The following is a 21,287-nucleotide window of genomic DNA, read 5'->3' as shown; positions in this document are numbered from 1 at the left end:
AAGGGGTAGTAAAGAATGCCTAACAGTCAAAAGATTCGTCATTCGTTATCATCTGCGCAGTTTGGTATGTGGTTTGCGCAGCAATTAGATCCGCTTAATCCGATTTATAATACTGGGGAATATATAGAAATAAACGGAAATATTAATCAAGAAATTTTCGAGTTAGCTGTACGTAAAGTGGTAAAAGAAGCAGAAGCACTTCATGTTCGTTTCGAAGAGGATGAAATTGGCCCATGGCAAGTTATTGAGGAATCGTCAAAGTTTCATATGCATTTTATTGACGTTCGTAAAGAGGAAAATCCTGAAGAAGCTGCTAAAGTATGGATGAAAAATGATTTATCTATGCCCGTGGATTTAACAGAGGATAAATTATTTACTGAAGTACTTATTCAAGTTGAAAATAATCGTTTCTTTTGGTATCAGCGCATCCATCACATTCTGATGGATGGCTATGGATTTTCACTTCTTAGCCAAAAGGTAGCGAATGAGTATACATCACTTATAGAAGAAACAAACAAGAATGAAAAGCCATTTGGTTCTCTTGCAAAAATTGTACAAGAAGATAATGAGTATCGTGAATCTAAACAATTTCAGGAAGATCGTACTTTTTGGCTAGAAAAGTTTGCAGATGAACCGGAAGTTATAAGTTTAGCAGAACGAGCGCCGAGAACATCAAATGGATTTTTACGAGAAACTGCTTATCTATCAAATGCTAGTACGAAAACTTTACTAGAAGATATTAATATTTCGTTAACGAGTTGGCCCGAATTTGTTGTAGCCGTAACAAGTATTTACATGCATAAATTAACAGGCGCAAATGATATTGTTTTAGGTTTACCGATGATGGGGCGTCTTGGTTCTGTATCTATTCATACACCAAGCATGGTAATGAATTTAGTTCCACTTCGTCTCACTGTAACTCCAAATATAACTCTTGCGGAATTAATACAGCAAGTTTCTAAAGAAATTCGAGACGTACGTCGTCATCATAAATACCGTCATGAGGAATTAAGAAGAGACTTAAAGCTACTAGGTGAAAATCAAAGGTTGTTTGGGCCGTTAGTGAATGTTATGCCTTTTGATTATGGGCTTAACTTTGCTGGAAATCGTGGTATTACACATAATTTATCAGCAGGACCTGTTGATGATTTATCGATAAATGTATATAAACGTTTCGATGAAAATGAGTTAATGATTCATTTTGATGCGAATCCGGAAGTATATAACGGCGCGGAACTAGCATTGCATAAAGAAAGATTTATGAGTCTATTAGAATTAGTGATAAATAATTATCACAAAGACGAGCCGATTGGAAAAATAAACATTACTCTTCCCGAAGAAAATCATAAAGTTTTATTGGAATGGAATGAAACGAAGAAAGCTGAAGAGCTAATTAATTTACCTATATTATTTGAAAAACAAGTACAAAAAAATCCAAATAAAATAGCAGTTACTTGTAACGGGATAAAACTTACGTATAAAGAGCTAAATGAACGAGCGAATGAACTAGCACACTATTTATTAGAAGAAGGAATACGACCAAATCAGTTTGTTGCCTTAGCATTTCCAAGATCAATAGAAATGGTAGTTAGTATGTTAGCAGTTCTAAAGACGGGTGCAGCGTATTTGCCGATAGATCCAGAATACCCAGTTGAACGTATTAGTTATATAGTAAATGATGCAAAACCGGTGTATATCATAACACATTCATCTGTTTCATCCTCTTTAGTTATAGAAAATAATATTAAAAAAATCATATTAGATAGCGAAGAAACGAAAATAGTGTTAAAAACATATTCTCATATGAATATACCATTTAAAAATGATGAATCACTTTTAAACCCAGCGTATACAATTTATACTTCAGGATCCACTGGAAATCCAAAAGGTGTAATTGTTCCTATGAAAGGTTTAAGTAACTTCTTATTAGCCATGCAACATACGTTTTCATTAAATGAAAACGATCATTTATTAGCAGTTACAACGTTTGCGTTTGATATTTCTGCTCTAGAAATTTATTTACCTCTTATTAGTGGTGCAAGTATAACAATTGCACAAAAAGAGGTAATCCAAGAGCCTTCTGCGTTAACGACATTGTTACAAGAAGAAAGAGCGACAATTATGCAAGCTACACCGACGCTCTGGCAGGCGTTAATAACTGAATATCCAGAGAGGTTACAAAGGCTAAACGTACTCGTTGGCGGTGAAGCTCTTCCGGCACATTTAGCAAATAAATTAAAAGAATTAGGTTGCTCTATAACTAACTTATATGGACCAACTGAAACGACTATTTGGTCTACTTTCATGAACATTGATGACAGTGAAAATGGTATACCTCCTATTGGAAGACCAATTTGGAATACAGAGGTGTACGTTTTGGATGCAGGGTTACAGCCTGTTCCACCTGGAGTTATCGGTGAATTATATATTGCAGGAGAAGGACTTGCGAACGGATATTTAGGAAAACCAGCGTTAACGGCTGAACGGTTTGTTGCAAATCCTTATGGAGAACCAGGAGCACGTATGTATCGCACCGGTGATTTTGTGAAATGGCGTAACGATGGTGTGCTAGAGTACATTAGTCGTGCAGATCATCAAATTAAAATTCGTGGTTTCCGGATTGAATTAGCTGAAATTGAAACGGTTTTACAACAACATGAAAATATACAACAAGCAGTGGTAATGGTACGAGAAGATCGTCCAAATGATAAACGAATCATTGCGTATATCGTTGCCGAAGAGAAGGAAACGATTCATCTTTCAGAAATTCGCTCTTATGTTTCAGAAAGTTTAGCGAATTATATGGTACCATCAGCATTTGTTGTGCTAGAAGAATTACCATTAACACCAAATGGTAAGGTTGATAGAAAGAAATTACCTGCTCCTGATTTTAATGGAATGAACAATGAGAGAGTTGCTAGAAATCCGAAAGAAGAAATACTATGTGATTTATTTGCAGAAGTACTTGGTGTTTCGCGAATTAGTATAGATGATAATTTCTTTGAAATGGGTGGCCATTCGCTTCTTGCATCTCGTTTAATGGCAAGAATTCGTGAAACGTTAAGTGTAGAATTAGGGATCGGAAAGCTATTTGAATCACCAACTGTTGCTGAATTAGCGAAACAATTAGATCGTGCAAAAAGCGCAAGACCAGCTATTAAGAAAGTAAGTAGACCAAATGAAGTTCCACTTTCATTTGCACAGCGCAGGTTATGGTTCTTAAATTGTTTAGAAGGTCCAAGTCCTACTTATAATATTCCGTTAGTCATTCGTATGTCTGGAAAATTGAATGAGGAAGCACTGCAAGGTGCCTTTTATGATGTAGTTGAGAAACACGAAACACTTAGAACGATTTTCCCGAATTCACTTGGCAGTTCATATCAAAGAATTCTAGAAATGGATAAATTGAATTTAAAAATGATTATAGCAAATACATGTAAGGATGAATTAGAAAGTACACTGTCTGAAGCTGTAAGATATAGCTTTAATCTTGATATTGAACCAGCAATTCGTTTGCAACTTTTTAAAGTGAGTGAAAATGAGCATGTATTACTAATTCTTTTACATCATATTGTAGGAGATGGCTGGTCATTACAACCGTTAACGAAAGACTTTACAGTAGCTTATAAAGCACGATGTCAAGGTGATAGTGTTCAATTAGAAACCCTTCCAGTTCAATACGCAGATTATTCACTTTGGCAACAGCAATTACTAGGTGATGAAAAGACACCAGAAAGTCTTATTTCAACACAATTAGATTTTTGGAAAGAGGAATTAAAAGGTTTACCAGATCAAATGGAGTTGCCTATAGATTATCAGCGTCCAATTGAAACAAGTTATCGCGGAGAGACAATTCATTTTCATATAGATAAAGGTATGCATAGTAGGTTAGTAGAGCTTGGTCGTAAAAATGGAGTTAGTTTGTTTATGGTGTTGCAAGCGGGACTTAGTGCACTATTTACAAGATTAGGTGCTGGAACTGATATACCATTAGGTAGCCCGATTGCTGGAAGAAACGACGATGTACTCTCGGATATAGTCGGTTTATTTGTAAATACATTAGTGTTACGTACAAATACATCAGGAGATCCAAGCTTTAAAGAATTATTGGATAGAGTGAAGCAGGTAAACCTTGCAGCTTATGAAAATCAAGATGTTCCATTTGAACGACTTGTTGAAGTGTTAAACCCAGTACGAACTCGAAATAGTCATCCGCTGTTTCAAGTTATGTTAGCTTTCCAAAATACGCCAGAAGCAACGTTTGATGTACCGGATTTAGAAGCGAGCCTTGAAATTCAAGGTGTTGGTTCTGCAAAATTTGATTTAACATTTGAGATTAGTGAAAGTAATGGAGCTGATGGTACGCCAAATGGCTTACACGGATTGTTAGAGTTTAGTACCGATTTATATAAACGTGAAACGGTTCAAAAACTAATAGAACGATTCATTCTATTATTAGATGATGCAGAGAAACATCCGGATCAATCAATTGGTAGATTAGAAATATTAACTTTAGCAGAGCGAAATACAGTTTTAGAAAAGTGGAATGGTGGTTTTCAAATTGTACCTGAAATGACATTGCCACAATTATTTGAAAAGCAGGCTCATGTAAATCAAAATTCTATTGCTGTCGTCTTTGAAGATGAAAAGCTAACTTATGAAGAGTTAAATAGAAAAGCGAATAAAATAGCTCGTTTGTTAATAGCGAAAGGAATCGGTCCTGATCAACTCGTTGCTTTAGCGATGCCGAGATCTTTAAACATGGTTGTAAGCTTACTAGCTGTTCTTAAAGCTGGTGCGGGATACCTTCCGTTAGATCCGGATTATCCGTCAGATCGTATCTCATTTATGCTACACGATGCGAAACCATCGTGTGTTTTAACAAATTCAGATGTGGAAGTTGAATGTGGTGAGGCACTAAAGATTTTAGTTGATGATGTGAAAGTAATAGAAGAAATTGGGAAATATAGTGAAGATAATATTGATGAAATGGAGCGCATTAAGCCGTTATCTCCTTCACATATTGCTTATGTTATTTATACGTCAGGATCAACAGGTAGACCGAAAGGCGTTATGATACCTCATCAAAATGTAGTAAGACTTTTAGGAGCAACTGATCATTGGTTCCAATTTGACGCAGACGATGTGTGGACGATGTTCCATTCATACGCTTTTGATTTCTCAGTTTGGGAAATTTGGGGACCTTTATTATATGGAGGGCGTCTAGTTGTAGTACCACATACTGTAAGTCGCTCGCCGAAAGAATTTTTACAACTGCTTGTTAAGGAAAAGGTGACTGTTTTAAACCAAACTCCATCAGCGTTCTATCAATTGATGCAAGCCGATCGTGAAAATGAAGAGATTGGTCAAAAATTATCTTTACGATATGTTGTTTTTGGAGGAGAAGCACTTGAACTAAGTCGATTAGAAGATTGGTATAGTCGTCATCCTCATAATTCACCGAAGCTTATTAATATGTACGGTATAACGGAGACGACGGTACATGTTAGTTATATTGAATTAGATGAGAGCATCGTCTCTTTACGAGCAAATAGTTTAATCGGGTGCAGTATACCGGATCTTAAAGTATACGTATTAGATAACTATTTACAACCGATGCCACCTGGAGTAGTTGGAGAAATGTATGTTGCAGGTGCAGGACTGGCTCGTGGATATTTAGGAAGAGCAGGATTAACTGCTGAACGTTTTATCGCAGATCCATTTGGGAAGCCAGGTACAAGAATGTATCGTACAGGGGACCTAGCGCGCTGGCGTCAAGATGGGACGTTAGATTATATAGGACGTGCAGATCATCAAATTAAAATTCGTGGATTCCGAATTGAATTAGGGGAAATAGAAGCGGTCATAATGAAACATCCTAAAGTTGAACAAGTAGCAGTTATTGTACGGGAAGATCAACCAGGGGATAAACGATTAGTTTCTTATATCGTCGCATCAAATAATGAAACGATTGATACGAATGAAATGCGTCAGCATGCAGGAGGTAGTTTACCAGATTACATGGTTCCGTACGCTTTTGTAGTAGTAAATGAGTTACCTTTAACTCCAAACGGTAAATTAGATAGAAAGGCATTGCCAGCTCCAGAATTTATTGCATCATCTTCTAGCCGCGGACCAAGAACGCCGCAAGAAGAAATGCTATGCGACTTGTTTACAGAAGTTTTAAGTGTGTCTCAAATTGGAATTGATGATGGATTCTTTGATCTTGGTGGTCATTCACTTCTTGCGGTGCAGCTGATGAGCCGTATTAAAGAGGCACTTGGGGTTGAACTGAATATCGGAACTTTATTTGCAGCACCTACTGTTGCAGGTCTTGCTGAAAGACTTGAAATGGAGAATGGTCAAAGTGCACTTGATGTGTTGCTTCCATTACGAGCAAGCGGAGATCAATTACCACTATTTTGTGTACATCCAGCAGGTGGATTAAGTTGGTGTTATGCAGGACTTATGAAATCTTTAGGAACAGATTATCCAATCTATGGTGTACAAGCACGTGGTATCGCTGAAAATGAAGAACTTCCAAAAAGCTTAGAGGAGATGGCAGCGGATTATTTAAAACACGTTCGTGAAATACAGCCTCACGGACCGTATCGTTTACTCGGATGGTCGCTTGGAGGAAATGTTGTTCATGCTATGGCGGCGCAACTTCAAAATGAAGGGGAAGAAGTAGAATTACTCGTTATGCTGGATTCGTATCCTGGTCACTTCTTACCGAATACGGAAGCACCTACTGAAGAAGAAGCGTTAATCGCATTACTTGCTTTAGGTGGATATGATCCAGATAACATGGATGGTAAACCACTTACTATGGAAAGTGCGGTTGCAATACTTCGCAAAGATGGAAGTGCATTAGCAAGTCTTGAGGAAGAGACTATTTTAAACTTGAAAGAGACATATGTGAATTCAGTAGGGTTGTTAGGGAAATACGTGCCAAAAGTTTATAACGGGGATATTTTATTCTTTAGATCTACTGTTATACCAGACTGGTTTGACCCTATTTCTCCAAATACGTGGCTAAATTATTTAGACGGGGAAATCGTGCAGCATGATATTGATTGTAGACATAAAGATTTATGTCAGCCAGGTCCACTTACAGAAATTGGACAAGTGCTAGCGAAATATTTGCAGAATAAGAAAGGGGTAAGTAAAGTATGACGAATCCATTTGAAAATGATAATTACACATATAAAGTATTAATGAATGAGGAGGGCCAGTATTCTCTCTGGCCTGCCTTTCTTGATGTACCAATTGGATGGAATGTCGTACATGAAGAAGCTAGCAGACAAGTTTGCTTAGACTACGTTGAAGTTAACTGGAATGATTTAGAGCCGAAAAAAAATCAAATTAGCGAAAAAATATTAGTAGGAAAACAATAATGAAAGTAAAAATAAATCCAAAAGTAGTTGTAAGCATCGTTTATATAACAGCGATGTTTATGGCTGCGATGGATGCAACGATTGTGAATGTAGCACTGCAAACGATAAGTAAAGAACTACAAGTGCCCCCATCTGCAATGGGGACAGTAAATGTTGGGTATTTAGTTAGCTTAGCTGTTTTTCTTCCGATTTCTGGTTGGTTAGGCGATCGTTTTGGTACGAAAAAAGTATTTTTAACTGCCCTTTTCGTTTTTACAATTGCATCTGCATTATGTGGAATTGCGAATGATATTACTTCATTAAACATTTTTCGTATCATTCAAGGTGCTGGCGGCGGGCTTTTAACACCAGTCGGGATGGCGATGTTATTCCGAACATTTTCACCAGAGGAAAGACCAAAAATTTCTCGATTTATTGTACTTCCAATTGCTGTAGCACCAGCGATCGGACCAATTATTGGTGGTTTCTTTGTAGATCAAATGTCTTGGCGCTGGGCATTTTATATTAATCTGCCGTTTGGTATCATTGCGTTGCTCTTTGGACTTCTATTTTTAGCAGAGCATATTGAAAAATCGGCTGGTCGTTTTGATTCTCTCGGTTTTGTTCTTTCAGCACCAGGTTTTGCGATGCTCATCTATGCACTCAGTCAAGGCCCGTCAAAAGGTTGGGTTTCTCCAGAAATAATAAGTACTGGGATAGCTGGGATTGTGTTCATTACATTGTTTATTATTGTAGAACTGAAAATGCAGCAACCGATGTTAGATTTACGCTTATTAAAAGAACCGGTCTTTAGAAAAATGAGTCTTATTTCGTTGTTTTCATCAGCTGGTTTACTAGGAATGTTATTTATTTTTCCGCTTATGTATCAAAATGTAATAGGAGTTTCCGCGCTGGAATCAGGTCTTACGACATTCCCAGAGGCGATTGGATTAATGATTTCTTCACAGATTGTGCCATGGTCATATAAGAAATTAGGAGCTCGAAAGGTAATCTCTATTGGATTAGTAAGTACGGCGGTTATCTTTATTTTATTAAGTTTTGTAAATCATGATACGAATCCATGGCAAATTCGGGCACTATTGTTTGGCATTGGTATTTTCTTAGGTCAATCTGTCGGTGCGGTTCAATTTTCTGCTTTTAACAATATTGCACCACCTTCTATGGGGAGAGCAACTACTATATTCAATGTGCAAAACCGATTAGGATCTGCAATAGGAGTTGCTATTTTAGCTAGTATACTATCTGGTTTTGGAAGTAATAGCGTACAGAATAATGCACAGTCAGATTTCTTACCATATCAAGCTGCATTAATTGGATCAGCAATATTTTTACTCATAGCATTACTATTTTCTTTACGTATTTCCGATAAAGAGGTAATGTCAAAGAAGAATAAAAAGCCGTTATCTGTATTACAAAAAGAGAAAGAAGTTGTAAATGAATGAGTTGTAGCATGCTAATACTCTTTTAAAATAAAGTGATATTGGCATTTAAAAGGAGAGAGTTTACATGATAGAGAGTAAAGTTGTAGATTCTGTACCAACTCTTAATGAGAATAGTTGTCAAATATGGTGGGCAAGAATTTCAGATTTACAATCATCGCATTACAATTTACTAAATGATGTAGAGCGAGAGAAAGCAAATTCATATCATCATTCGGCAGACCGTGCGCGTTTTATAATAGGTTGCGTAATTAGTAGATTAGTACTTGGAAAGGTACTTTCTATGTCGCCAGTTCAAGTGCCAATTGATCGAATGTGCCCAGTATGTAAATTACAACATGGCAGACCACAGTTACCAGAAGGTATGCCGCAAATATCAGTCTCACATTCGGGTGAGTGGGTTGTTGTTGCATTTACTAAATCTGCACCTGTGGGTGTTGATGTTGAGCAAATGAATCCAAATGTAGATGTTATGAAAATGGCAGAGGGCGTATTAACAGACATTGAAATAGCACAAGTTATGAAGTTACCTGATGAGCAGCGACTAGAAGGATTTTTAACATATTGGACTCGAAAAGAAGCAGTGCTGAAAGCGACAGGTGAAGGACTATTGATTCCACCGGTAGAAATTACAGTATCAGCTCCAAATGACCCTCCAAAATTGTTGATTTTTAAAGATAGACAAGAGTTAGCAGAAAATACAATGATGGAAGATGTAAGGCCAAGTGTGGGTTATATGGCTGCAATTGCAATATTCAGTAAAGAAGTGATTGAAATCACGCAGTTAGACGCGGGATTGCTATTAAATCATCGTTAATTTTTAATAAAATTTCTTATAGAAGAGGTGTTCCTCATGTTAGTAGCGGAAAATAGAAAAACTGAATTAACTTATAATGTACAGGCAATTAAAGATATGTTGTTTTCTAGAAATACGTCATCTATTCTAGCTTTAGAAAAACTTGTAAAAGATACAGTTCAGTTTGATGTACTTGAACAGGAAGCGCTTAATAGACAATACATTCCGAAAGAAGCAAAGAATTTCTTTGATAAAAACGGAACATTTCTTTATCGCGTATCTAATGTTAGTTATAAAGGTAAGGTGTTATCTGAAAATCTAATTTTTGCAGACACTTCGTTTTTACCGGATACAATAAAGAGTGAATTAGAGAGTGGAAATATTCCTGTTGAAAACCTTATAGAAAAGATGGAAGTAAGAAGAAACGTATTATATGAAGGATATCAGCCATCTGGAAATATTATCGAATTGTTTGATGGATGTTCTGTTGCGGCGAATGTTTATCCAACTAGAAAATATCAAATTGTAAGTAACTGCAAATGTGTATTTTATATTTGTGAAGTGTATCATGCAGAGAATATAAAGGAACTGCTTAAATAAACAATAAACAATAAACAAGAAACCAGCCTATAAAATGGCTGGTTTCTTGTTTATTTAACAGCTTCTTTTAATTCTTTTCCTGCTTTAAATGCTGGAACTTTACCAGCAGCAATCTGAATTTCTTCTCCAGTTTGCGGATTACGCCCTGTACGAGCAGATCTTTCACGCACTTCAAAAGTTCCAAAGCCGATTAGTTGCACTTTATCGCCAGATTGTAATGCATTAGCAATTGTGTCAAATACGGATTGTACAGCTGCAGAAGCATCCTTTTGAGAAATATCAGCTGATTGTGCTACATTTTTAACTAATTCTGTTTTGTTCATGTTTTCACCTCATAAAAAAATTTTTAGAATGAATGTTTTAGTATAATGGTTAGTAAAGATAAAGCTAACTTTGTGATTAGAAAGAATGCTGTATATTTATGTTAATTTCGTTGAAAGAAACTGAATCCCTGCTAATAATTAGGGATTAATTAAGAATTGATGCATACAACAAGCTGTAATATGAGGATGAGGGGGAATATACGGATGATTTTTCGTGAAAAGAATGAGAAAGAAAGTATATTAATTCGTCAACATGATCATGGTTTTTTAGCTGGTGAAATTGCAAGACATATAATAGAAGATTTTTTTGAAGATAAAATATACTTAAAAGAGACAATTGATGCTATATATGAGCATGATAGAGGATGGATAGAGCTTGATAAAGTACCAATTTTGAATGATACTAAAAATATTCCATATACATTTATGGATTGTCCAAGTTCATTACGCTTTGTTTTTTATACGATTGGTTTGAATGCAATTGAAGAGTCAAATCCATACGGGGCGCTACTTTGTAGTAAGCACTTTTTATCATTTTCATTAAATGAGGAAGATGAAGAGATGATGTCTTTTTATAAACATGAATTGGAACGACAAAAAAGAATTTTGAAAACGCTAACAAAAGAACAATATGCGATGTTTGATAAACATTATAGATTATTAAAGTTTTGTGATGAACTTTCTTTATATGTATGTATGAATAAACCTGGTGTAAAAAAGAAAGATGAAATTGATTTATTTAAAGAGGGTTTTGAAGGAACAGAAATGTTTAATAGTAAGGGGGAGAAGCCTATTCAAGCTGAATGGGTGGATGAAGAAACAATTCAAATAACATCGTTTCCATTTAAAACGGAATTTCATACGTATGTAAAATATAAAACTATAAATAAATATGAAATGAATGAAAAAGGGATTGTAAAAGCTGATAGAGAATCGGAAATGAAGAAGCAAAACATTCGTTTCATACAATAAGGAGGCGATTTAGATTGAAAGATTACATGTTAAAACAGTTTGATTACCATGCTTGGGCTAATACACGATTATTCAACCGACTAAAAGAGTTACCAAACTATGAGACAATTTTTAATGAACAGATACAGAGTGTATTCCCATCAATTAAGGATACTTTTGTACATATTTATGTTACAGATCAAGTGTGGTTACACATATTGCGTGGTAAAAGTATGAGTGAAGTAATACAAGACCGAGAAAAATTACGAAAACAAATCGAAACTAAATCGTTACATGAATTAGAAAAAATGTTTGAAAACATGGCAAATCAATATAAAGAATTTTTAAGTAGAATACAAGACGTAAATACTGTATTTGTTATTGAGAACCCATATGCAGGTGCATTAGACACTTCCATTTTAGAGTTAGTGCAACATGTCGTAAATCATGGTACATATCATAGAGGGAATATAACAGCAATGATCCGTCAACTTGGTTATTCATCTACAATGATGGATTTTGTACTTTATTTACATATGGTTCAGGAGGGAAAGGAATTGAAATAGAGAAAAAAGGAATGGCTTATTATAAATGAGCCATTCCTTTTTTTAGTGATTAACTTGCCTGTTTTTTATGACTTTCTTTCAATTTCTCTGCTTGTAAAAAGCGATTCGTTTCAGCGACAACTACACCACTTAATCCAATTAGACCAATTAAGTTTGGAATCGCCATAAGTCCATTCGCAATATCGGCAAATGTCCATACGACACCTAGCTTTAAATTAGCACCTATTGCAATCATAACGATAAAGATTGCTTTATAATATCGTACAGCACCTTGCCCGAATAAATAAGCAACACACTTCTCTCCGTAATACGACCAACCTAAAATAGTAGAGTAGGCGAATAATATAATGGCGATACCAAGAATCATACTACCAGCAGTACCGAATACGGATTGGAATGCTAATGTTGTAGCTTCAACACCAGTTTTACCTGATTTCCATGCGCCTGTAGTAATTAATACTAGCCCCGTAATTGTACATACAATAAATGTATCTAGAAAAGTACCAGTCATAGAAACTAAAGCTTGTTTTGCAGGTGAATCTGTTTTGGCAGCAGCCGCAGCAATAGGAGCACTTCCTAAACCAGCCTCGTTAGCAAATACACCACGTGCCATTCCGATTTGAATTGCAGATGCAACTGTTGCTCCGATAAAACCACCAGCAGCTGCAGTACCTTGAAATGCACCAGAAAAAATAAGTGAAAATGCTTCTGGAATTTGATCAAAGTGATAGAAAATAATAATAAGGCCAGTGATTATATAAAAGAATGCTTTAATAGGAACGATATATCCAGTAACTCTACCAATCTTTTTTACACCGCCCAAAATAACGATGGCGATTAAGAATGACATGAGTATACCAGTTAATGCAGGAGGGAAAGCAAAATTGATTCGCATTGCCTCTGCAACTGAATTAGATTGAACCATATTACCGATACCGAAAGAAGCAGCTGTGCCGAATATAGCGAATAAAACAGCCAGCCATTTTTTCCCTAAACCACGTTCTAAATAATACATTGGTCCACCGGAGTATTCACCATTTTCATTACTAACACGGTATTTCACCGCAAGGATTGCTTCGGCATACTTTGTTGCCATTCCAAATAAAGCAGTAATCCACATCCAAAAGATTGCGCCGGGTCCACCGATTGTCACAGCAGTTGCGACACCTGCTATATTTCCCATACCAATCGTTGCAGCCATAGCTGTCATCAGTGCTTGGAAGTGACTAATATCTCCAGAAGATGATGTATCCTCTGATTTTTTAAAAGCTAGTTTGTGAGCGTATATTAGTTTACTAAACTGTAAACCTTTTAAGCGCACTGTGAGAATTATACCAGTTCCAACGAGTAGCAACAAAGTTGGTAACCCCCACACATACTGATTAATTTGTTCTAATACTTTACTTACTGTCTCCATCTGTATTCTCCTTTTTTAGAAAAAATAAAAACCACTTCAAGGAAATGAAATGGTCTCTGGAGAAACAAGGGATAGAAAAATAAACCGATACAAATCGGCATTTTCTTTCGCTTGTCTCTGTCCTTTTACCTGAGAGATTATCCGCTAGATTAGCGGATTTGCTCCTTCGGTGCTCGTTTTCCTCCGCGCTATATTAAGCGAGAGGGAGTCTCTCCAGAGATTCGTCCCCATGCAGTTCTACTTGTAAACAAGACCTGAGAGTTTCAAAGTTGGTTCAGCAACTTTTTGCCCCGTCGGTAGATCAATAGACCTTCTCCTGAATGGTTCATCCGAATTATAAAATTAAAAACTTAAACGCATTGATTGTGTATAGAATCAATAAAAACATTATAGAGATACAATTAGTGAAATGCAATCATTTTTTATTTTGAAATAGTAAATGAGTTAAGAGTGAGATGTAATCTGTATAGGATTATACCCCCTTTAAATTCCGAATTATTTGAAATAAAATCAATTTGGTGGTTTGATAGATTTAGAGTGACTAAAAATGGTTATTTGTGTATGGAGTATAACAGCAGATATAATTTGTTCACATAATTTTATTATGTAAACAAATTATTACAAGAGGGAAATGGGTCTTATCATAAGGGGGAGTAGAAATGCTATTAAAAACAATATTTTGTAAGGTGGAAGAAGAGAAAAGGGAATTGTTTTCTGATGCGCAAGAAAAATGGCGTGATTTACAGTATTTAGACGGATTCTATGGACAATTTGGTGGGTGGAATGAAGCTGAAGCCTGTGTGTATACTTTATGGGAAGATCGAAATGCATATCAATCGTTTATGAATGAGGCTCACGATACAATTTATTTAAATAGTAATCAAAAAGATACGTTTCTTTCATGTGAAATTGAACTATTTCAAACGTTGTATGATATAACAGAAACTCCTTTGAAAGACGTAATTGCACAAGGGTCATTTGTAAGAGTTGCAATTTGCGATGTGAAAGAAGGAAAAGAAAAGAATTTTTTACATACGCAAGAAACAATTTGGAATAAAGGAATGGAAAATGCAAAAGGGATATTAGGTGGAGTTGTAGGGAAGTCTTTAAAGAATGAAAATCGTTACATAGTATTAACTTATTGGCAAGATGAAATAGTACATGGACGTTATATGAAAGAAATTTTCCCAGAGTTATATCAGTTGGCAAATGTAAATGAGTATGTTGAAAATATAAATGGAAAGAAAGTTATTCGGAAGGAAGAATGGTCTGTTGCCGCTTCTAAATAAAGTTAGAACTTATTAAAGTAGCTAGTTTCGAAAAAAATGATACAGAACATTAGTTCTTGTATAATTACTTTGTACAAGAATAAGAGGGGAGATATTTAAATGAGTAGAGTTTTAAGATTTGAATTGCAAGTCCCAAACCCTCAAGAAGCTATTCAATTTTATACAAATAGTTTTGGATGGAAGTTTGAAAAAATGCCTGGGCCACATGAATATTGGTTCATAATTACAGGTGAGAGTGATAGACCCGGTATCGATGGTGGATTAATGAAATCCCCTGATGGTGCTACTAGGACGACTAATTCTATTGAAGTATCTTCAGTTGATGAGTACATAAATAAAGTTATTGAAAATGGTGGACAAGTAGTTGTACCTAAAACTGCTATTCCTAATATGGGCTACTTTGCTTATTGTATAGATAATCAAGGGCTTCTTTTTGGAGTATGTGAAGAAAATATTGAAGCGTAAAAAATTAGGGAGTTCGAGATTATTTTGTTTGTTGAACGATGTTTTCTATCAAAGATTATAATTATTGAACACTTTTGTATAAAAACTAGTATTATTTTAGCTGAAGAAGGATCCATTTTGAATATTTTCAAAAGGATTCTTTTTGCTTTTCACATATTGTGAGTTATTTAGGCATTATTAATCAAACTTATATCGGTATATTATCTATGAAAAAAGTAAATAAATGATGTTATATTCAAGGGTTAATCTATTGACTGCTAAACAGTTTGAGGTGAAAAGGAAAAGAGGACCACTTATTTTCTTGTAAACATGTAATTAAGTGAAGACGTCATATACCCTTTCATGTTAATATATTTAAGTTATAATAGGAGGCTTACCCTTTTGTATTGTACGGTAGAAGCAGTGTGAGCTTGAAATTTTTTATGAAAAGGATGTGCCTAACTTGCGTATCAATAAATTTATTAGTGAAGCTGGAAAAGCGTCTCGACGTGGAGCAGATAAGTTAATTAACGAGAGAAAAGTAATTATTAACGGTAAGGTTGCAAAAATTGGTGACCAAGTAAATCCAGGTGATGACGTACGAGTAAATGGAGAGCAACTTCGTATTGCTCGAGACCATGTGTATATCGCTTTAAATAAACCAGTAGGTATTACATGTACAAGTGAAAAAGCCGTAAAAGGTAACATTATCGATTTAGTGAATCATCCTTTACGAATTAATCACATCGGACGTCTCGACAAAGACTCAGACGGTTTAATTTTGTTAACGAATGATGGCGATATCGTTAATGAGATTTTACGCGCTGAAAACAAACATGAGAAAGAATATATCGTTTCAGTAGATAAGCCGATTACACCGGAGTTTTTAGAAAAAATGGCAGCAGGTGTTAAAATTTTAGATACAAAAACACTTCCTTGTGAAGTAACACAGTTATCAAAATATGAGTTTGAGATTATTTTAACACAGGGGCTAAATCGTCAAATTCGTCGTATGTGTGAAGCTCTAGGTTATCAAGTATATACGTTAAAACGTACGAGAATTATGAATATTGAATTGAATAATTTACCGGTTGGACAGTGGAGAGATTTATCGAAAAAAGAGAAAAAACGCCTATTTTCAGACTTAAATTACGAACCACAAGATTGGTAAAAAAGAGAAGGGGAAACCAAAAATGTTTTTGGTTTCTTTTTTTTGAATAAAAAATATATTTTTAACACTTGTAAAAATAAAATGAATAGGATATATTAAATAACAATAAATGGATTTTTTACAAAAGCAAAGAAAAGGACACGAGTTATTTTAAACGGTTATACAGAGAAGGAAGAAAAGCTGAGAACTTCCTAACGCAGAAAAATAACTTACCACCTTAGAGCTGCACTGGGGAAATCAAGTATCTAGTGCCGTGTAAGCGACGTTACCCGCAAAAGAAGCCATTATGTTTTTTGTGATGGGAATCTGGGTGGAACCACGAATATAAGCATATTCGTCCCTATTTACTAGGGATGAATATGCTTTTTTATATTTAATTTCATAATAAGCGAAGAAAAGGACACGAGTTATTTTAAACGGTTATACAGAGAAGGAAGAAAAGCTGAGAACTTCCTAACGCAGAAAAATAACTTACCACCTTAGAGCTGCACTGGGGAAATCAAGTATCTAGTGCCGTGTAAACGACGTTACCGTAAAAGAAGCCATTGCATGTTTGCGATGGGAATCTGGGTGGAACCACGGGTAAAAGCACACTCGTCCCTATTTTAGGGATGAGTGTGCTTTTTATTATGAAATGGAGAGATGAAAAATGAAAGAACAGATGATTGAAATTAAATTTCCAGATGGTAGCGTTAAAGAATTTGTGAAAGGTATTACTTTGGAAGAAATTGCTGGTTTGATTAGTAGTAGTTTAAAAAAGAAAGCAGTCGCAGGAAAAGTTAATGAGCAGTCTTTTGATTTACGACGAAACATTGAAGAAAGTGCGAAAGTAGAAATCATTACTATGGATTCAGATGAAGGGGTAAAAATTGCAAGACACTCTGCGGCACATATATTAGCGCAAGCTGTGAAAAGAATTTATGGTGATGTGAAGCTTGGAGTAGGGCCAGTTATTGAAAATGGATTTTATTATGATATGGATCTTGCAAGTAGTGTAAATGTTGAAGATTTACCGGAAATCGAAAAAGAAATGAAAAATATTATAAATGAAAATGTAAAGATAGAACGAGTTGAAATCTCTCGAGAAGAAGCAAAAAAACTGTTTCAAGAAATGAATGATAGTTTGAAATTAGAGCTTTTAGAAGCAATTCCTAATGATGAGAGTGTAACACTTTATAAACAAGGTGAATTTGTAGATTTATGTAGAGGACCACATTTGCCATCTACTGGTTATTTGAAAGCATTTCAATTAACTCATGTTTCTGGTGCATATTGGCGAGGCGATAGTAACAATCAAGTGCTTCAGCGTATATATGGCGTTGCATTTGCTTCACAAAAAGAATTAGAAAATTATTTGCATTTTGTTGAAGAGGCTGCGAAGAGAAATCATCGGAAATTAGGTAGTGAACTTGAATTGTTTATGTTTTCGGAAGAGGCTCCGGGAATGCCCTTTTACTTGCCAAAAGGACAGATTATTCGCAATGAATTAGAAGCATTTTTAAGAGAAATTCAAAATGAGTACAATTATCAAGAAGTGCGTACTCCATTTATGATGAATCAAGAATTATGGGAGAAATCAGGACACTGGGGACATTATAAAGACAATATGTATTTCTCAGAAGTAGATCATAAAAGTTTTGCGTTAAAACCGATGAATTGCCCAGGCCATATGCTTATGTTTAAAAATAAATTACATTCTTATCGTGAGTTACCGATTCGTATGTGTGAGTTCGGTCAAGTGCATCGACATGAATTTAGTGGCGCTTTAAACGGATTATTAAGAGTTCGTACTTTCTGCCAAGATGATGCTCATTTATTTGTAACTCCAGAACAAATTGAAGATGAAATTAAATCAGTAATGGCGCAAATTGATTACGTATATAAAACTTTTGGATTCCAGTATGAAGTAGAGCTTTCTACTCGTCCAGAAGATTCAATGGGTGATGATAAATTGTGGGAGCAAGCAGAAGCGGCATTAGAAAATGTATTACATTCATTGAATTATAAATATAGACTAAATGAAGGTGACGGCGCATTTTATGGACCGAAAATTGATTTCCATATTAAAGATGCTTTAAATAGAAGTCATCAGTGCGGAACAATCCAGCTCGATTTCCAAATGCCAGAGAAATTCGATTTAAATTATATAGATGAGAAGAATGAAAAGAGAAGACCAGTTGTCATTCACAGGGCAGTTTTAGGCTCGTTAGACCGATTCTTAGCGATATTAATTGAGCACTTTGGAGGCGCGTTCCCGGCATGGGTAGCACCAGTTCAAGTGAAAGTAATTCCAGTTTCAAATGCAGTGCATGTACAATATGCAGATGAGGTTGCAGACAAATTGGCACAAGCTGGAATTCGGGTTGAACGAGATATGCGAGATGAAAAGTTAGGATATAAAATAAGAGAAGCGCAAATGCAAAAAGTACCGTATGTTCTTGTTGTTGGTGATAAGGAAATGGAAAGCGAATCTATAAATGTACGAAAATATGGGGAAGAGAAGTCGGAAGTTGTTTCGCTGGATATATTTGTGGCAAGTATTGAAGAGGAAATAAAGGATAGAAAATAATAATTGACTAGAAAATACACCATTTTAATGAAGTGAACCCGAATAGTGGTACATGAAAAAAACACCTCCTGAATTCGCATACTAAGTATGTCAATTCAACGGCGGTGTTTTTCATTTGAAGGGAAGAGTACATTACCAGGAAGAAGCAAAGTGGAAAGTGATTGATTTGATATTGAAAGGCCCCCAACATTTTAGACATATCTAAAATGTTGGGGACCGATTTGTTTTCTTGTTAATCACTTATTAAAAGTAAAGCTGTTAACTTGCCTTACAAATTTTCTTCAAAAAGTTTCGGTAAAAATTTGTTGAACTGACTCATTTCTTCTACATTGTGTTTATATAAACCACTTAGGTTAATAAATGGTGATAATCCTTTCGGGAAAATGAATGTAGAAGTTATTACTGTACTATTCTCAGATTTTTGGATTTGTTGTTATTTGTTGCTTATTTGTTTTTTATTTGTTGTTTATTTGTCTTGTGTTTATTGTTTATTTGTTGTTTTTATCTATGGAGAAATATGTAATGATGCATATCTAAATAAAGGGGATCGATATGCAGAGTGTGATTAAATTATATTAAACAAAATTCAAATTATATTAACTATTTTATATATATTAAAAATGACTCCTTTTAACTAAGTATATCAAGTTGTAACTGCTATAATTACTTAAATGAAATTAAAAAATCATTTTATAAGTATAACATTTTCATTTGTATTAATACTTAATAGTTAAATTATCGAATATAATCGACAAAATTCTACTAGTTACGTATTAAAAATTTAATGTTTTAATAAAGGTGTAAATGGTATGACCACTCAAGGGGAGAGAAGATTGCACTAATAAATGTGCAGTAAAGTTGCAAGTAACATTATGTTAAAGTTAATTTTCTTAATGTTGCGTCACTTCTAAAAAGATCTATAATCTCGAAAGTATAACATTTGAAAAAAAGTGTTTTAAGTTTCTACATAGCAAAAATGATTTTATTCCATAATAAAAGTATAAGCAATGTACAGTATAAATTCATCTTTTGTAATCTTGTAGGACCCTGTCGACAAAACTAGGAGAGATATTATGAAATTATTATCAAAAAGGTCATGGCAGGGGTAGCAGTAGAAGCAATGAGTCTATCTATCTGGACTCCTGTAAATCCAGCAGCAACTCAAGAGAAACATAAATATTTTACTTTTCATTGGGCAGTTAATTCAAATATAGGTGATGAAATTTTATTATTAAATCCCAAAAACTTAATATTAAAATTACCAGAAAGCAACATCCTTACTTTCTATGAGAAGTAAATAATAACGAGGTTTAACACTCTATCCGAAAGATTTCTCCTTCCTAGAGCATGTGACAAAAAGAGCCTAGCGTTAGGTCGTTCAAGATGTATGTATAAGATTGTAAATAGACAATAGTAAAGGGGCGTACGGAATGAAAAATAAAATAATTTCAGGATTTTTTATAACATCAATTGTAACTGGGGCGACTATTCCTATCAATACTCTCGCAATACCAATCGTTCATGCAGAAACTCAACAGGAAAGTATGGATATTTCCTCATCATTACGAAAATTAGGTGCACAATCTAAATTAATCCAAACATATATTGATCAAGGTTTAATGAGCCCTAATGTACAGCTGGCAGAAGTCCCAGCTTTAAATACAAATCAATCCCTAATCAAGCAAGATATGAAGGAATGGTCATCAGAACTTTATCCACATTTAATTCTAGTAAATTCAAAAAGTAAAGGGTTTGTAACTAAATTTAATAACTATTACCCAGCATTAAAAGAGTTTGTAGACAATAAAGAAGATAAAGAAGGGTTTTTGGATAGACTTGAGGTTCTTCAAGATATGACTATGACGAACCAAGAAAACGTACAAAGACAGATTAATGAATTAACAGATCTTAAATTACAGCTGGATAAAAAACTTCAAGATCTCGATATGGATGTTACAAAAGCACAGGGTGTACTAAGTTCAGATGGAACAGGGAAAATAGATCAGCTAAAAAATGAATTACAAAATACCCAAAAATCAATTCAAAATGATTTACAACAAATAGCATTATTACCAGGAGCTTTAAATGAACAAGGGTTTGTTATATTCAAAGAAGTCTATAACCTTTCAAAAGATATCATTGAACCTGCTGCTCAAACAGCAGTAGCAGCGTATAACAAAGGAAAAGAAATAAACAATGCTATTGTAGAAGCAGAGAAGAAAGCAGAGCAAGAAGCAACAGAAAAAGGAAAATCAGCTATAGAAATTGAAGCTGCCAAAAAAGAAGTACGTGAAGCGATAGAGAAAAGTAAAAAAGGTGAAATTG

General features: G+C 34.9%; 15 protein-coding genes, 1 pseudogene, 1 riboswitch and 2 other annotated features. Of the genes and pseudogenes, 13 read left to right on the top strand and 3 right to left on the bottom strand.

Annotated elements, in window-relative coordinates; genetic code table 11:
• Window positions 1–15 precede the first annotated feature (15 nt).
• From AC1DKZ_RS18105 to AC1DKZ_RS18085, 5 genes are all read left to right on the top strand, one after another.
• Window positions 16–7,176, top strand: coding sequence for an amino acid adenylation domain-containing protein (locus tag AC1DKZ_RS18105; protein ID WP_476996781.1), 7,161 nt, complete (start codon window positions 16–18; stop codon window positions 7,174–7,176).
• Entirely contained in the window at window positions 7,173–7,397 is a 225-nt protein-coding gene (locus tag AC1DKZ_RS18100) for an MbtH family protein (RefSeq protein WP_002136206.1), read from the top strand. The genes AC1DKZ_RS18105 and AC1DKZ_RS18100 overlap by 4 nt, the downstream gene beginning before the upstream one ends.
• Entirely contained in the window at window positions 7,397–8,839 is a 1,443-nt protein-coding gene (locus tag AC1DKZ_RS18095) for an MDR family MFS transporter (RefSeq protein ID WP_476996780.1), read from the top strand. The genes AC1DKZ_RS18100 and AC1DKZ_RS18095 overlap by 1 nt, the downstream gene beginning before the upstream one ends.
• Before the next feature lie 64 nt (window positions 8,840–8,903).
• Window positions 8,904–9,653, top strand: coding sequence for a 4'-phosphopantetheinyl transferase Sfp (gene sfp / locus AC1DKZ_RS18090; protein WP_476996779.1), 750 nt, complete (start codon window positions 8,904–8,906; stop codon window positions 9,651–9,653).
• A gap of 36 nt (window positions 9,654–9,689) precedes the next feature.
• Window positions 9,690–10,232, top strand: coding sequence for a cold-shock protein (locus AC1DKZ_RS18085; protein ID WP_113937833.1), 543 nt, complete (start codon window positions 9,690–9,692; stop codon window positions 10,230–10,232).
• Between the two features lie 50 nt (window positions 10,233–10,282).
• On the opposite strand, the gene AC1DKZ_RS18080 is transcribed toward AC1DKZ_RS18085, so the two are convergent.
• Window positions 10,283–10,555: an HU family DNA-binding protein gene (locus AC1DKZ_RS18080; RefSeq protein WP_002012780.1), complete on the bottom strand. Its 273-nt coding sequence runs from the start codon at window positions 10,553–10,555 to the stop codon at window positions 10,283–10,285.
• Window positions 10,556–10,759: 204 nt separating this feature from the next.
• On the opposite strand from AC1DKZ_RS18080, the gene AC1DKZ_RS18075 reads away from it, so the two are divergent.
• Both AC1DKZ_RS18075 and AC1DKZ_RS18070 read left to right on the top strand, forming a co-directional pair.
• The gene (locus AC1DKZ_RS18075) at window positions 10,760–11,527 is read left to right on the top strand and encodes a DUF3891 family protein (RefSeq protein WP_476996778.1); all 768 of its coding nucleotides are present in this window, start codon (window positions 10,760–10,762) and stop codon (window positions 11,525–11,527) included.
• A 14-nt stretch (window positions 11,528–11,541) separates the two neighbouring features.
• Window positions 11,542–12,072 (top strand): DinB family protein, encoded by a 531-nt coding sequence (locus AC1DKZ_RS18070; RefSeq protein WP_476996777.1) that lies wholly within the window; start codon window positions 11,542–11,544, stop codon window positions 12,070–12,072.
• Between the two features lie 49 nt (window positions 12,073–12,121).
• Here AC1DKZ_RS18070 and AC1DKZ_RS18065 read toward each other — a convergent pair whose 3' ends face one another.
• Entirely contained in the window at window positions 12,122–13,489 is a 1,368-nt protein-coding gene (locus AC1DKZ_RS18065) for an alanine/glycine:cation symporter family protein (RefSeq protein WP_242308336.1), read from the bottom strand.
• Between the two features lie 107 nt (window positions 13,490–13,596).
• A riboswitch (glycine riboswitch) is annotated at window positions 13,597–13,716 on the bottom strand.
• Between the two features lie 432 nt (window positions 13,717–14,148).
• On the opposite strand from AC1DKZ_RS18065, the gene AC1DKZ_RS18060 reads away from it, so the two are divergent.
• From AC1DKZ_RS18060 to thrS, 4 genes are all read left to right on the top strand, one after another.
• Window positions 14,149–14,778 (top strand): DUF4937 domain-containing protein, encoded by a 630-nt coding sequence (locus AC1DKZ_RS18060; protein WP_431182187.1) that lies wholly within the window; start codon window positions 14,149–14,151, stop codon window positions 14,776–14,778.
• 99 nt (window positions 14,779–14,877) lie between these two features.
• On the top strand, window positions 14,878–15,243 hold the full coding sequence (locus tag AC1DKZ_RS18055) for a VOC family protein (protein ID WP_219302219.1): 366 nt from the start codon (window positions 14,878–14,880) through the stop codon (window positions 15,241–15,243).
• Between the two features lie 442 nt (window positions 15,244–15,685).
• Window positions 15,686–16,393 carry a pseudouridine synthase gene (locus AC1DKZ_RS18050; RefSeq protein ID WP_002141694.1) on the top strand — a complete coding sequence of 236 codons (708 nt, stop codon included), beginning with the start codon at window positions 15,686–15,688 and terminating at the stop codon, window positions 16,391–16,393.
• A gap of 120 nt (window positions 16,394–16,513) precedes the next feature.
• Window positions 16,514–16,738: a binding site (T-box leader), on the top strand.
• A 37-nt stretch (window positions 16,739–16,775) separates the two neighbouring features.
• Window positions 16,776–16,998: a binding site (T-box leader), on the top strand.
• Between the two features lie 44 nt (window positions 16,999–17,042).
• Window positions 17,043–18,962, top strand: coding sequence for a threonine--tRNA ligase (gene thrS / locus AC1DKZ_RS18045; protein WP_431183024.1), 1,920 nt, complete (start codon window positions 17,043–17,045; stop codon window positions 18,960–18,962).
• A gap of 268 nt (window positions 18,963–19,230) precedes the next feature.
• Here the strand turns inward: thrS and AC1DKZ_RS18040 are convergent.
• A pseudogene (locus AC1DKZ_RS18040) lies at window positions 19,231–19,392 on the bottom strand (DAPG hydrolase family protein); the annotation flags it as partial.
• A gap of 666 nt (window positions 19,393–20,058) precedes the next feature.
• On the opposite strand from AC1DKZ_RS18040, the gene AC1DKZ_RS18035 reads away from it, so the two are divergent.
• Entirely contained in the window at window positions 20,059–20,259 is a 201-nt protein-coding gene (locus AC1DKZ_RS18035; RefSeq protein ID WP_476996776.1) for a hypothetical protein, read from the top strand.
• Window positions 20,260–20,392: 133 nt separating this feature from the next.
• The coding region (locus tag AC1DKZ_RS18030) for an alpha-helical pore-forming toxin family protein (protein ID WP_476996775.1) at window positions 20,393–21,287 on the top strand (895 nt) is incomplete at its 3' end.

Source organism: Bacillus sp. 05T21, assembly GCF_056396785.1.
This window is presented reverse-complemented; position numbering and strand designations above follow the sequence as displayed.

Bases quoted from the DNA above. Each gene is read 5' to 3' on its own strand.
- AC1DKZ_RS18095 (WP_476996780.1), top strand. From the start codon at position 7,397: ATGAAAGTAAAAATAAATCCAAAAGTAGTTGTAAGCATCGTTTATATA.
- AC1DKZ_RS18060 (WP_431182187.1), top strand. From the start codon at position 14,149: ATGCTATTAAAAACAATATTTTGTAAGGTGGAAGAAGAGAAAAGGGAA.
- AC1DKZ_RS18080 (WP_002012780.1), bottom strand. From the start codon at position 10,555: ATGAACAAAACAGAATTAGTTAAAAATGTAGCACAATCAGCTGATATT.
- AC1DKZ_RS18085 (WP_113937833.1), top strand. From the start codon at position 9,690: ATGTTAGTAGCGGAAAATAGAAAAACTGAATTAACTTATAATGTACAG.
- AC1DKZ_RS18100 (WP_002136206.1), top strand. From the start codon at position 7,173: ATGACGAATCCATTTGAAAATGATAATTACACATATAAAGTATTAATG.
- AC1DKZ_RS18105 (WP_476996781.1), top strand. From the start codon at position 16: ATGCCTAACAGTCAAAAGATTCGTCATTCGTTATCATCTGCGCAGTTT.
- thrS (WP_431183024.1), top strand. From the start codon at position 17,043: ATGAAAGAACAGATGATTGAAATTAAATTTCCAGATGGTAGCGTTAAA.
- AC1DKZ_RS18035 (WP_476996776.1), top strand. From the start codon at position 20,059: ATGGCAGGGGTAGCAGTAGAAGCAATGAGTCTATCTATCTGGACTCCT.
- AC1DKZ_RS18065 (WP_242308336.1), bottom strand. From the start codon at position 13,489: ATGGAGACAGTAAGTAAAGTATTAGAACAAATTAATCAGTATGTGTGG.
- AC1DKZ_RS18055 (WP_219302219.1), top strand. From the start codon at position 14,878: ATGAGTAGAGTTTTAAGATTTGAATTGCAAGTCCCAAACCCTCAAGAA.
- AC1DKZ_RS18075 (WP_476996778.1), top strand. From the start codon at position 10,760: ATGATTTTTCGTGAAAAGAATGAGAAAGAAAGTATATTAATTCGTCAA.
- sfp (WP_476996779.1), top strand. From the start codon at position 8,904: ATGATAGAGAGTAAAGTTGTAGATTCTGTACCAACTCTTAATGAGAAT.